Origin of the sequence: Emticicia sp. (genome assembly GCF_043780375.1) — a bacterium.
Classification (GTDB): domain Bacteria; phylum Bacteroidota; class Bacteroidia; order Cytophagales; family Spirosomataceae; genus Emticicia.
In genome coordinates this window covers 15,807-30,031 of the sequence record NZ_JAYWCU010000095.1, presented here as the reverse complement: position 1 = coordinate 30,031, position 14,225 = coordinate 15,807, and the positions used below count along the sequence as shown (strand labels likewise).

The 14,225-nt window shown below is 37.1% G+C and carries 10 protein-coding genes and 1 pseudogene; all 11 read right to left on the bottom strand.

Annotation, left to right across the window (positions count from 1 at the left end):
- Window positions 1-374, bottom strand: a pseudogene (locus tag ACH2CJ_RS07105) (hypothetical protein); the annotation flags it as partial.
- A 51-nt stretch (window positions 375-425) separates the two neighbouring features.
- Window positions 426-857 (bottom strand): nuclear transport factor 2 family protein, encoded by a 432-nt coding sequence (locus ACH2CJ_RS07100; protein ID WP_394991617.1) that lies wholly within the window; start codon window positions 855-857, stop codon window positions 426-428.
- A 24-nt stretch (window positions 858-881) separates the two neighbouring features.
- A complete protein-coding gene (locus ACH2CJ_RS07095) occupies window positions 882-2,174 on the bottom strand; it encodes an MFS transporter (RefSeq protein ID WP_394991614.1) in 1,293 nt (430 codons plus the stop codon).
- 145 nt (window positions 2,175-2,319) lie between these two features.
- Window positions 2,320-3,720, bottom strand: a complete 1,401-nt coding sequence (gene uxaC / locus ACH2CJ_RS07090) for a glucuronate isomerase (RefSeq protein ID WP_394991612.1) — start codon at window positions 3,718-3,720, stop codon at window positions 2,320-2,322.
- A 316-nt stretch (window positions 3,721-4,036) separates the two neighbouring features.
- Window positions 4,037-5,137, bottom strand: coding sequence for a glycoside hydrolase family 105 protein (locus tag ACH2CJ_RS07085; protein WP_394991610.1), 1,101 nt, complete (start codon window positions 5,135-5,137; stop codon window positions 4,037-4,039).
- 103 nt (window positions 5,138-5,240) lie between these two features.
- Window positions 5,241-6,290, bottom strand: a complete 1,050-nt coding sequence (locus tag ACH2CJ_RS07080) for a pectinesterase family protein (protein WP_394991607.1) — start codon at window positions 6,288-6,290, stop codon at window positions 5,241-5,243.
- Between the two features lie 67 nt (window positions 6,291-6,357).
- Window positions 6,358-8,277 (bottom strand): DUF4350 domain-containing protein, encoded by a 1,920-nt coding sequence (locus ACH2CJ_RS07075; protein WP_394991606.1) that lies wholly within the window; start codon window positions 8,275-8,277, stop codon window positions 6,358-6,360.
- Window positions 8,278-8,360: 83 nt separating this feature from the next.
- Window positions 8,361-9,722: a glycoside hydrolase family 105 protein gene (locus ACH2CJ_RS07070; protein ID WP_394991605.1), complete on the bottom strand. Its 1,362-nt coding sequence runs from the start codon at window positions 9,720-9,722 to the stop codon at window positions 8,361-8,363.
- A 51-nt stretch (window positions 9,723-9,773) separates the two neighbouring features.
- Window positions 9,774-10,088 carry an L-rhamnose mutarotase gene (gene rhaM, locus ACH2CJ_RS07065; protein ID WP_394991604.1) on the bottom strand — a complete coding sequence of 105 codons (315 nt, stop codon included), beginning with the start codon at window positions 10,086-10,088 and terminating at the stop codon, window positions 9,774-9,776.
- A gap of 80 nt (window positions 10,089-10,168) precedes the next feature.
- Window positions 10,169-11,857: a beta-xylosidase gene (locus ACH2CJ_RS07060; RefSeq protein WP_394991603.1), complete on the bottom strand. Its 1,689-nt coding sequence runs from the start codon at window positions 11,855-11,857 to the stop codon at window positions 10,169-10,171.
- Between the two features lie 172 nt (window positions 11,858-12,029).
- A complete protein-coding gene (locus tag ACH2CJ_RS07055; protein ID WP_394991601.1) occupies window positions 12,030-13,892 on the bottom strand; it encodes a glycoside hydrolase family 44 protein in 1,863 nt (620 codons plus the stop codon).
- Window positions 13,893-14,225: the final 333 nt, after the last annotated feature.

The following is a 14,225-nucleotide window of genomic DNA, read 5'->3' as shown; positions in this document are numbered from 1 at the left end:
TGTGAAGCAATTCTGAAAATGTCATCTTTTTTAAGAAGTGTTTTTGATTCAAGATTACTGTAACCAAATGCTTTATAATGAACAATTTTGCCTTTTTTTGCTATAAAAGTAACAATATTTGGGGCGATGCCTTTATCAATAACTTCTTGAAAATGAACATCTAATCGTTTTAATCGTTCGCTCGAAAAGCCGACTTCTTTTGGCGTTTTTGCAAGGGTGAGAGTTTGAGGTGATTGAGCTTTTACGCCCGTGAGAAGAAATAAAAATTGGAAGGCAAAATAATAGATAGGCTTTTCATTATGGTTTTGTTTTTTTTCAAAAATAATGAAAAACCAATAGATATTTAAATACGAGATGCTAGATTTGAGATTCAATATTTTTATTTATCATACCTCACTTCTTGCATCTCGTATCTCATGACCAATTTACAGTAATTTCGTTGATTGCCAAGTATTTAATTGCCAGCCTTTTTTGCCATTTTTTGAATAAACTACCGTGTAGCGTAGGTTCACAATATTTGGTTTGCCATCAACTGGGCCAAGCTCAATCATTGCTCTGCCATTTACAACGGCAATTTTTCCATAATCTCTCACGCTAATTTCTTGTAAATCAATGCTTTTATAAACACTTTTTCCTTCTTTTATTGAGGCAAGATAAGAAATCTTATTATCAACCTTTGCATTTGAATGGGTGTACACCAAGTCATCAGCAAATATTTTTTCAAGAAAATCGAAGTCTTTTGAAACCTGTGCTGCAAAGCGTTTTCTTTCGAGTGCTTCAACATCGGCTTTAGTGTTTTGGGCAAGTGCTGCTTGACCAATTATTAGAGATAAAGCTAAGATTAATATGTTTTTCATAGAAATAAGGGTTTGTCGTTAATTTTAAATATCAACTTTATTCATTCTTGGTACTAAAAGGTGCATAATGAGCCATGCTAACAAGTATGCTCCTGCACAAATAGCAAACATAATATAATAAGCCGTTTCGATTTGGTTAATACTGCGATAATAAACAAACATATTTTTCTGCACAGCCCAAGTCAGTAGAATTCCGCCTAAACCACCTGCCATTCCACCTATACCTACAACCGAAGCCGTGGCTTTTTTAGGAAACATATCTGATACCGTTGTGAAAATATTGGCACTCCATGCTTGGTGAGCCGCTGCTGCGATGCCGATAACCAATACTGCTAACCACATATTAACTTTTCCTGCCAATTGCGAGAAAATAACTGGTAAAACAAACAAAGCAAAAATAAACATCGAAGTTTTACGAGCTTTAAAAACAGGCATATTTTTATTGATAAATGCCAATGGTAGATAACCTCCACCGATACTACCAATTGTGGAAATGATATATACAACCGCCACAGGAAATGAGATTTCAATCAATGTAAGTTTGTATTCGCTTTGTAGAAAATCTGGCAACCAGAAAAGATAAAACCACCAAACAGGATCGGTCAAGAATTTTCCTAAAGCAAAAGCCCAAGTTTGTCTGAAACCCAATAATTTTAGCCAAGGTACTTTTTCTTCGTTTTTTATATTTTCTTCTTCTTCTTTATCAGAGTGAATATAATCGTATTCGGCTTTACTGAGTTTTTTAGAATCTTTGGGCGATGTATAATAAATTTGCCATAAAACTAACCAAATAAAGCCAATCATACCAGTAATGATAAACGCCCATTGCCAACCCCAATATACTGCTATTAAGGGTACTGTGAGTGGTGCAACGATTGCCCCGATGTTAGTACCTGAGTTGAAGATACCAGTTGCCAATGCCCTTTCTTTTTTAGGAAACCACTCGGCAGTAGATTTGATTGCTGCTGGAAAATTTCCAGCTTCAGTAAGTCCTAAGGCTGCTCTGGCTATCATAAAACCAACAGCTGAGTTGGCTAATGCGTGACCAACAGCTGCCAAACTCCAAAATCCAGTTGCCCAGGCATATCCTTTTTTTGTACCGAGTTTATCGACAATGCTACCAGCAATGAGCATACCGAAAGAATAAAATATTTTGAATGTGATTTCTATATTGGCGTAGTCGCCATCGTCCCATTTCAAGTCTGTTGATAAAACAGATTTTAAAAGGCTAATAACCTGCCTATCAAGGTAATTGACAGTGGTTGCAAAAAAGACCAGACTACATATTGTCCAGCGGTACTTTCCGATTTTTTCCATAAATTCTTTAAGGGTTGAATGAGAGGTTTTAGGAATTAGGTTTTATGACATGGCCGATGTGATTAGATTTTAGGATATAGTTGCTCGTGTGATTAGTTTTTTAGGAGGTTGGCATTTTTCGTACCTCCTAATTCCTAACACCTAATCAAAATCCAAAATAATTTTTGGCGTTATTATAACAAATATTTTGTACAATTTGACCGGTCCATTTAATATCATTTGGAATTTCACCATTTTCAATATCATTTCCAAGAATATTACACAAAATTCGGCGAAAATATTCATGACGAGGAAATGATAAGAAACTTCTCGAATCGGTTATCATTCCAATAAATCGACTCAACAAACCCATGTTTGAAAGAGCGTTGATTTGACGTTCCATACCATCTTTTTGGTCGAGAAACCACCATCCAGAGCCAAACTGAACTTTTCCTGCAATTGAGCCATCATTGAAATTGCCAATCATGGTCGCAATTATTTCATTGTCAGCAGGGTTAAGGTTATAAATGATGGTTTTTGCCAATTGGTCATGTTCATCAAGTCGCCCCAAAAACTTTGAAAGTGCCATGGCTTGTGAATAATCTCCGATAGAATCCCAGCCAGTATCTGGCCCTAAAACTCTTAATGCACGGGTATTATTATTGCGTAAAGCTCCCAAATGGAATTGTTGTGTCCAGCCGAGTTCGTGGTACATTACACCCAAAGCGTGCAAAATTGCCGATTTGAAAATAAGAGCATCTTCTAAGCTAAGTGTTTTGCCTGAAATCGCTTTTTGGAAAGCGGCATTAGCCAATTCGGGAGTAAAATCAGCGGCATATAATTGTTCTAAACCGTGGTCGCATAACTGACAGCCAACACCTGCAAAGAAATCGGCACGGCTACGGAGGGCTTTCAATAATTCTTCGTAAGTATTTATTTCGAAATTTACGATTATACCTAATTTCTGAATGTATGTCGAGAAATTAGGGTTTTCAATCAAAATAAATTTATCAGGTCTGAAAGCAGGTAACATTTTTACATTTGTGCCTTCTTGCTTGTGATATTGTTGGTGAAACTCAAGCGAATCGAGTGGGTCGTCGGTTGTACAAACAATTTCGACATTCATTTTACCCAACAGATTTCTTACTGAATAGTCAGGTGTTTGAATTTTCGCTGTACATTCCTCATAAATTCTTCTCGAACTTTCAGGATTCAGAACTTCTTTAATATCGAAGTAACGTTGTAACTCCAAGTGCGTCCAATGATACAATGGATTACGGAGTGAATAAGGTACAGTTTCTGCCCATTTCTCAAACTTTTCGTAGTCAGAAGCAGTACCTGTACAGTATTTTTCATTGATACCGTTGGTACGCATAGCTCTCCATTTGTAGTGGTCGCCGTATAGCCAAACTTGCGTAATATTTTCAAAAACCTTATCTCCTAAAATTTGGTCGGGCGGTAGGTGATTGTGGTAATCAATAATGGGCATATCCTTCGCATACTCGTGATAGAGTGTACGAGCGGTTTTGGTTTGTAACAAAAAATTTTCGTCTAAAAACGGCTTCATATTTCTTAGGCTATTGGCAATTAGCGTTTAGCAGTTGGCTTTATTATAAGTAATTTTAACTTTTATTCTAAAAGACAGCAGGGGCAAACCCGCAGTGAATTTATCAATTAGCAAAACTATTGAGTTTATTTTGTTTATTATGCCATAATATTTCTTTTTTTAATACTATTTTGACAAGACTTTCGTACGCTATTGGTAATTGGTGTTATGAAAATATAATTCTGGGGTATAAATTAATTCTATGACATGAATTTATGCTATTCTACGACAAGGATTTATAGCATAAACCCCTACAATATTTGTTTGATTGCATTGTCTATTTTTTCAACTTAATTACCTCACTTCCTGCCAATAAAAATGCTCCTGCACCATAAACTTCAAAACTTTCTGAGTTGAAATTACGGCGAGGGTCGGCACCGATTGGTTGAACCCAACCAACTTTTCCTGCTGGAGTGATGAGTGAATTAAGTGCTTTCCAAGTTTTTTGTACGGCTGGGAGGTAAGTAGCTTTGTTTAAGATTCCATTATTGATTCCCCAAGCCATTGCGTAACAATCAAAGCCCGAACCACTTCCTTCGCCACCAGGATATGAGGCTGGGTCGAGTAAACTGGCTCTCCAAAGTCCATCAGCTTGTTGAAGGCTTAATAAACGAGTTGCCATTTCTTTATATAATGTTACATAAAAGCTACGAGTTGGGTAGTTTTTTGGCATTTCTTTCAAAAGTTTTACTAAACCGCCCATTACCCAACCATTACCTCTTGACCAAAAGAGTTTTTTGCCATTGGCCTCTTTTTTGCCTTCGCCTTGTGCGTTCCAAAGATAATTGGCATCACGGGCAAAAAGATGTTCTTCTTTATTATAAAGCAAATCGTAGCATTGCTTGTAAAGTGAGTCATTTTGTACAAAAAACGAAGGGTCTTTGAGTGTAACCGCCAATTTAGCTAAAGTAGGAGGGGCCATAAAAAGAGCATCACACCACCACCAAGCAATGCCATGTTTTTTTACTTCATTGCCCTTAATTTTTCTCATTTTTAAGACACTATCAAGCGTTGCCTGAATCATGCGACGGTCTTTCTTAATTCGGTACAAATCAATGTAGGTCTGACTGATAGCAATATCATCGGCGTGGTCGAAACGTGGGTGAGGCAACCAAAGATTTCGCTCACCCATAGCCATCAAAGAGTCCAGGATTCTTGGCGATTTGGTTGTTTCGTAAGCTGCAAAAACACCTGCAAAGAATGCTCCGTTTGTCCAATCGGTTTCTTTGTGAATCTGGTTTTTCATTTGCCAATCCGTAACTTTTACCATTGTTTCTTTGATGTACTTTGGCGAAAACATATCAGTATTTTGTGCGTAAATTGAGCTTTGATTAAAAGCAAAAACTACTATAAAAAGCAATAAAGTACGTTTTTTCATATTAAAAAGATTGCTGTTTTTGTTATTAATAATTGATAATCAATTGGTTGTGATCAATATGGTTTTAGAATTGTACCGTTTGTAAAGCGTAAGTTTTTAGTAATTAAGGCATCCATTTTCCGTCGAAAGCCCACGCAGAGTTTATCGTTTTACTTTCTACATTCCAATTGTCTTTTAGCCATGCAAAGTCATTTCCTGATTGTCGGTGGCAATTTTTATAGTAAACTCTACGTCCCCATAGTGGAGTGCCTGTGCCTGATGTTGCGGCATAAATATCAGCATCTGCCATGAGGTCGGAGAATTGACAATCTATCAAATAAAATTGAGATTCGAGGTGATAACGGCCTAATTTGTAACCTTTATCGCCTTCAAATGTACAATTTTTCAAGACAGTTTTTGCTTCTTTATTTGCCGAGCCATCATGCCACAAAGCGGCACTTGTATTGTGGCAAATAAAATGGCAATCTTCGGCATACGACCAACCACGTGGACAGTAAAAATCAACGCCGCCCTCTATTGTGCAATCTTTGAAATAATACATTCCTACTGTACCGTCCCAAGGACTAACGGTATCTCCACCGAATGCCCTAAAAGTACAGTTTTTGGCAATCAAACGAGTTGCTCCAGAAGAAGTTCTGAGAGCCATTTGATGTCCGTCTTTTCGTACTGTTTTTTGTCCTGTGGCATCGGTTGGGCAAGTAATTGTTATTTGAGTATCAGTGGCATCAAAGCCATAACTGTTGATTATGCTCAAATTATCAAGCGTAATATCGGTCGATTGACTAATATTGATAGTTGCAACACCCCAATCGGATTTATTGTTGGGGTTACAGTACCAAAAATCACGAGCTTCGGCAATGGTGATAATAACTCCTTTTTCACTTTCGCCTTTAAGTTTCAAAAACTGGATTCCATCCAAATATATCTTTTCTGAATAAGTGCCATTTTTAATGAAAATTACTCGCTCTTTGGATGATTTTTTTGCGATACTGTTGATTGCTTCTTGAATAGTCTTGAAATTTCCTGAACCATTTTGAGCTACTACAATTTGGTTAGGTGTTGTTGGCGTAATAACCTGATTATCAACGTTTGTTTCAGTTTTTGAGCAAGCGAAAATTCCTAAAAATGACAATAATTTGATGCTTTTATTCATGCTATTTTGAGTGTTTTTTTTATGCAGTCGCTTCAATCAAACGACTGCATAATTTTTGTTAATTTTGTCATTTTACTTGGAGCGACCATTTAGCTAAATCTTTAGCCGCACTAAAATTTTCATAAATAATAGGAATTCTTCTTCCATCGGTATATTCGTTGTAAAGCCAAGGGTCGCCTACGATAAATACACTTCCTTTGCCAACTTTCGCAGTTGCAATAATGTTATCACCACCTTGGGTTAAAATTGCTTTGGCTGGAGATTTTACATGAAGCGTTACTAACTCTTTTATATAGACGGTTTTAGTATTTTTAAAAACAGGATTACCCGTAGGAATATCCAAACGACCTTGTTCCCATTGTGTGCCTTGCACCATGTTTCGGCTTTTATTGGTAAACTCAACACCAAATGCTTTTGCTAACTCATTAAAATGAGGAATCTCGCAATTGGCAGTATCATTTGCCATCATTATTAGCGTGCCTCCTGCTTTTACCCAATTGCTAATTTGTTGAATATCAGGTTTTTGTATAAAATTTGGACTCGCTGTTTCTTTCTTTGTATCAGGGTCAACTATTATGTAAACATCTACTCCTTTTAGGCTTTTTGCAGTTGGAGCAGCCGAAATAGTTGTGGTTTTTGCTCCTAATTCATTGAAAATTTGTCCCCAAACCCAGATGCCTGAGTGCTGGCGGTCTTCCCAAGTATAATGGAAAGGCTCTTGATTTCCGTTCAAATCTTTTCTAAATTCATGATTGAAGTAATTGTCAACGGCAACCGTTTTGCCTTTCCCAAGACTATTTTCGGCAGAGATTTCCATTTCTACACTCGCAAAAATAAATGGTCCAACACCTTTCAAATCGTTTTTACGAATCGGCTCGCTCAAATAATATTCGTAGCTACCGTCACGGTAAGGCGTTCCACCCAAACCGCCCACACTTACGGTTTTGTTAATGCTGATTGTACCATTAGCTTCTTTTTTTATAAATTCTTTCAATATTCCAGCATAACCTTTTTTGGCGGCAGATAAATAAATTGCAGGTAAATAACCTTTGCGAAAACCTTTGGCGAGTGTATAAACAAACATTTCCGAACCCGATGCCTCAAGATAATTGCCTTTACGATTGCCTTGTGAAGTCATTTGGTACCAAACCCCCGATTTTGCATCTTGGTATTTTACCAAAGCAGGAGCGAGGCGTTGTAAATATTTGATAAGATTTGCTCTTTCTGGGTGGTTTTCAGGAAAATAATCAAGCACATCGACTAATGCCATTGCGTACCAACCAATGGCACGACTCCAAAAATGTGGCGAAAGACCAGTTTTTTTATCTGCCCATTTTTGTTCTTTACTTTCATCGTAACCATGATAGACTAAGCCCGTTTTGGTATCAACGGCGTATTTTTCAATCAAAGCAAATTGCTTGGCAATATCATTGAAATGCTCAGATTTATTGAAAATCTTGCTATATTCGGCTGCAAAAGGCTCACACATGAAAAGCCCATCGAGCCACATTTGGTAAGGATAACGTTTTTTGTGCCAATAACCGCCTTCATTGGTTTTTGGTTGATTTTCGATTTGTTTCCATAGTAAGTCGGCTGCTTTTTTATACTTCTCTTTGTCAGGTTGCGATTGTTGCGAAAGCATCAATAAAGCTCGACCAGTTGGAACATTATCCAAATTAAAATCATCGTATTTATAGGTACGAATACTGCCATCTTTTTGTACATATCTATCCAAATCTTTACGGATATACTCAAAATACTTGGCATCCCCTGTGCGATACCATACTTTTTCGAGAGATTTGAGCATTAAACCTTGCTCATAGTCCCAACCAGCAGGTTTGCCTTCTTTTACAGCAATGGAATCTTTGTGCCATGTCATAAAAGATTCGGCCATTTGTATGGAATAGGGTTTTTGGGCGAAAGTACCCTCAGGAGGGAAGTTTAAAACAAGGACTGTTAAAAAGAAAAATACTTTTTTAGCGTTCATTTTTGAATAGAATTTTAAATGTTTTTAATAGTTTTTTGGTTTCATGTTAGTCAAACTAAGAGTTCTTCTTTATGGGTTCTGTTTTATTTACTCAACATAATTGCACTATCATTTAAAGCAAATTTTTTGTTTTTCAAAAGGTTAATTACTTCAGCTCCTGCAAATAGCACTGAGCCATAGCCATGTGCAGCATACACATTGACAGGTCGATAATAATAAAACGCAGGCTCAAAGCCCATGCCTGTACCCACACAAACACCTTCTACTTGCCCTTTTTCGCTTACTTTGGTGGCGATGGCATTCCATGCCAATAAAGTCATTGGGCCGTAAGTGGCGGCATCGAGCCAACCTTGGTTTATGCCTTTAGCAATACAATAAGTATAAATTGCCGTTGCCGAAGTTTCTAAATAAGTATCGTTTTTATCAAGTAATTGGTGCCAAAAACCTGTACCTGTTTGTAGAGCGGCTAAACCTTTGGCGTGTGCTTTGTAGAGAGCTAAGATTTCGGCACGACCTTTATAGTTTTTTGGTAAAACATCTAAAACTTCGACCATTGTTAAAATTGCCCAGCCATTGGCTCTACCCCAGTGAAATTCGGGGTGCGTTTCCATGCTTTCTACCCAACCATGCATAAACAAGCCTAAATTTTTGTTAAACATTCGCTTAGAAAACTGCAAAATTTGCTTCACGGCTTCATCATAATATTTTTTATCTCCTGTGAGCTTGCCCATTTGTGCCAAAGCAGGAACACCCATAAACATATCATCAAGCCATATTGTGTTGGGTAAAGGTCGATTTCGGGCCAAAGTACCATCCGCCAAACGATATTCTTTGGTATATATATAATTAATGTAATTATCAATCAAAGGGCGAACGCTACTTTTTACAAGTCCATCACGAGAGGCTTTTATCATAGACACACAAACTGCTCCGCAATCATCCAATGCGTGTGGTGATAAAACCTGACGCAAAGGCATTGTTGGACTAATCTTAAATTTAGACTTGATAATTGGGGCTAAGTCAGCCAAAAAATTGATGCGTTGTGTCGCATATTGTGTAAAAAGTGGGTCGCCTGTTGCTTTTCCCGCTGCCAGCATTGCAGCATAAGTTACACCCCACTCGTAGCTTGTTAAACTAAAATCGCCACGATAAACGGTTGCATTTGAATCAATTTTAGTGAAATCAATGATTTCTTCTTTCGTGAACTTGTTGATAACTTTTGTGGGTGTAACGGCATCTAAATAGCTACGGACTCGACCCAAAACTTGGGTAATATCTTCAATTTTCGGGCTGGAATAGGAAGTTGGATAATCGGGTTTTGCCGTATGCAATGTTTCCGAATGCAAAGTAGAAGCAGGTGCTTGTACTTGGGCAAAAGTTAAATTTATGCTGCAAAATGCGGCTAAAAAGAATAATTTTTGAAATATTTTTGAGGTAAAACACATAGTTCCTATGAAAATAAAGTAAAAATTATCGACTTTGGTCGGTCGATTTTATTAAGCTAAATAAAAGACATCTTTTAGATTCATACTAACTGGTGAATTGTCGGAGTTGGTTTCCATAATATCAGACATGTATGCCCACCAACGTTTGATGACGAGTTGATGTGGAATTTGAGCAAACTTTTCTAAATCTTCGACTTTTAAAGTAGCGAAAAGCATATTCGTTTCTTCATCCAAAAAAATTGAATAATCGCTTACTGTAGAATCTTTTAATAATTGTTTTACATCGTCCCACAGTTCGTCGTGGCGGCGTTTGTATTCTTCTGCTTTTCCAGCGTGAAGTTTCATTTTTAGTGCTAATCGGTGCATTTTCTTAAAATTATTTACACTGTTTTTATCAAAATTAGACCTTGAAAGTAAAATTTCTTTCCTGTACTTACACGGTGTTTCTACCAATCAAATTTTAGTAAAGAAACGCCTTGTCGAGGTAATGAAACATTGAGTTTTAATTCGCCATTATTAGTTTTTAAATAGCTTGGCGATGTCAATAATGTCAATTGTCCCGCTTTTTCCAAGAGTACAATTTGTTCTTTCGTTGGATTCTCTGGCGAACCCATCTTTTTCCAAACTTCATAAGAATTACTATTTTCATTGTCAATGCGATAATGATGAAAATTGACAGTTTTTGCTTGTAAACCTTTCAAATCTACTTCAATATTGGCATTTTCTGTCGTTACATCATCATCGTGATAATGCCAAAGCATGACCGATGCTGAGCGAGCATCTTTACTGGCAAGAGCATCAATATCGGCATTTTTGCCTCTGACACTTGAATCACGTATCATCGTAAAATTATAATTTTGATTACCTTTTACCTCTACACGTTTGCCCGACATCATCCCAAACATTCGGAAAACATTTAATACAGGTTTGTCGATGCCATTAGTCGCCAAATCACGAAAACCGTAGAAATAAGGTTGATTTTCAAACTCAAAAGACCAACTCACAGCACCCAAAAGATTTGCTTTAAAATAATCGGCAAGGGCATATTTTCGAGCAAAAGAAGCGGCAGTATAACTCGAATACATGGTGCCATTTCGGTAAGCATTTTGAGGGTTTGTTTTCATACCACAAGCCGCACAGCCTTCGGGGTCAGATTCGCCGATAATAATTGGTAAATTTTTGAATTTAGGAAAAGAAGTAACAATTTTAAATCCTTCCGAAATATCTCTCAATTGCGTTCCCATGTTCATTTGCACGTGACCGTCCACGATTTTTGGTGAACCCTTGGCATGAAAACTAATGAAATCAAGTGGCGAACCAATTTTTCCTGTTACGTAATTAGTGTCTGATTCACAGTGTTTTAAGAATGTTTTCAGAAAATCAGCTGCTTTCACCCAACTTGGGCCGGTGGTTTCTGGACCGCCCATTCTGATTGTTGGTAAAGCTCGTTTAGCAGCATCGGCTGTGTAATCATATAATTTGCAGTATTCTTGTACCGTTCCGCTCCAATAGCCAATATTGGGTTCGTTCCAAAGTTCCCAATACCAACTTTCTACTTCAGTTTTACCATATCTTGCTACCGAATGTTTAACCCATTCATACACCAAATCTGCCCATTTTTTATAGTCTTTTGGAGGGTATGTCCAGCCTGTATAAACCTTATCATAAGGCATTCCAGGTTGCCAATGATGCTCATAAGGTTGTGGTTTTGTAGAAAGAGCTTCGGGCATAAAACTAAATTGAGCCAAAGGTTTGATGCCACGTTGGAGATAAGTATCGAAGATTTTATCAACGATTGTCCAATCATAAACTGGGTTTCCTTTGGCATCTTCGGTATAAACGTTGGTCGAACCCCATTTTAAATTAAGGGTATCATGTCCAGAAGTTAATAAATTGTGAGCTCTAAAAAAGACAGGGACTGGACTCATAGCCGATAATTCGGAAAGCAGCTTTTTGCCATCTTTCATATAAGCATAATTTGGTTCGTCTGCTCCAAAGAATGCCCAAAATGGATACATTTCGCCTACATTTTTATTAAAATCAACATTAATTATTGTTTTTTCGTTGCTTTGTTTTTGGGAAAAACTTTGCAAGGAAACAAAAACAATCAGTAGAAAATGGAATATTTTTTTCAATGTAAATTTGGTTAAATGGTTTGAAAACTGTTAGGTTCGAGAAATATTTTAGTGATAGAACGGACCGTGTTTGCGATTTAATCTACCAAATTTGTATCGAAATATTATTTTCTTCAAAATTAACAAATGTCTTTATTTGCCAAAATCGCTGTCAGGTTGAAATCCAGTCTTTCTAATTTTTTATAAATTTCTTGCTGAAAACTTCTCCTTTTTTGTTGGTAACTTTAATGAAATAAGTGCCTTCGTTTAAATCTTTGATTCTTATCTTTTCTCCTTCTTGGAGTACCTTTATTTCTCGTCCGTTTGCATCGAAAACCTGAATATTTCCTTCAATATTGAGTTCTAATATCTCTTGGCTTGGATTGGGGAAAATCTTGAAATCTTTATTTGGTTGTGATTGCTCATTTGCCAATACAACCGCCATATAATTCTCCGCTTTACCAGTAAGTTGTATCGAAGTAATAGACAAGGGAGGCAAGGAAACAGCAATCGAATTATCTAAAACTGCCAGATTGGTACTCGCCAAAGCATTTTGCGTATGCGAAATGAAGGTTTCAGTTGTTGGTAAGTTTTTGATAGTCAGTGATTTAGTGTTTTTATCGCTGATTATAAAATTATCAAAGCTCAAAGTTGTGTTTTTTGTCGCAGTTGTAGAGCGATTGACTAAAACGACTGTCATAGAATCTTTTTTTGCATTGATAGTTGGGTAAGAAGAAACAAACTCTTCCTCAGATGATTGTCCTCTAATGCTAATTGTTTTGTTATAACGACTAAATAAATGTAGTGTTTCCCACATTCCTACGCTCCAGCTCCACGGTGTGAAAATTTCGACTTCGTTTTTCATGAATTCACCCAAAGTTGAGGCATACCAAACTGCTACTGCATTAGGGTCAGTAAGTGCAATTCCTGACTCGGTTAAACCCAATTTTATGCCATGATTTGTTCCTAAATACTTCTCTAACCATTCGTTACATCTCGTAAAGATATACTCTTTTGTTTGGGCGTTATCATAGCCACCATTGATGGTTCTTACGCCATTTGCTTCGGGGTAAACATAGTTTTTATCAAAGAAAACTCGATGGTATTGTACAACTTCCGATGCAACTTTGCTTGATGGATAATAATGAATATCCAATACATCTAAGAGTTTTAAACCGCTTGCTTTTTGCTCTTCACCGATGCGTTTAATAAAAAATTCGAGCCATGGATAGGTTTTACCACCTTCAGTAATATTTGCCGAACCCCATCTGTACCATTGCCATTCGTTGGCGGTAACTGGCCCAACTAATTTAATGGCAGGATAAGCAGCACGGGCTTTCTTGGCAACAGCAAAATACTTCTGCATAAATTCCTCAGCAGATGGTTGAGTTGAAAAGAGGTCGTCGTGCGTGCCACTCCAAATTTCTGGTTCATTGTCCATGTTCCAGTATTGAAGTTTTGACTTATCAAGTGCTAAACTACCAAACCAATTATTGAGAATACCAACAGTAGAGTCTGCCGTCCAGTTTTCTAAATATAGACTTGTATTGCCTTCAACAGCTGCTTTTGACCCTATTTTATTAGATGTGCCACCACCAGCTAAATTCTGATTTACGCCTTCCCACCATTGCGATTTATTGTAGCCCCAATCATCAAAATTGGCTGCGTTTGTCTTGGCTGCTTTACCACTTAACTGAAAGCCCCACATTCCTTGAACTGAGGGTATATTGCTTTGAAGGGCTTTGGCGGCACTACTCCAATCGTTGGCATAAACATTATTGTACCAGTCTGGGTGGCTCGACAATTTTCTTCGCCAATTGTATTTGGTCGCATTATTTCCGCCATTTTCTCTGAAAAACGTAACTCCAGCATCTTTTAATAGTGTCCAATTAATATTTAAAACTTTACCAGGGTCGGTAGAAAGAGAGTTATTTCTACCATATAAATAGGGAGAAATGATTTTTTGTTCGAGTTTTGGGTCGATTTTAATACTTACTTGGGCGAAAGAAGCGAGTGATAAGCACAAAATAATGCCTACCACAAAGGTGTTTTTCATAGAATCAGGTTGAATATTTCTTTAAAAGAAACTTAAATCTACCCTAATTCTTTCTGGAAATCAATTTTTTGGAGAGGTAATTTTATGCAATCGTTATCGGGAACGTTCCCAGAATGGAATTCCCAGAATGGAATTCCCAGAATGGAATTCCCAGAATGGAATTCCCGAAATGGATTTTAGGAGAGATTAATTGTAGAAAATTGAGAAACAGCATTAAAATACTTTGGCAATATATTTTTGCCAAAGTATTTTAAGATTATGCCATGTTTTTGAACTGACTCACAAAAATTGATTTTTCATAATGCTGAGTAGCATTAACAATTGAGTAATAAT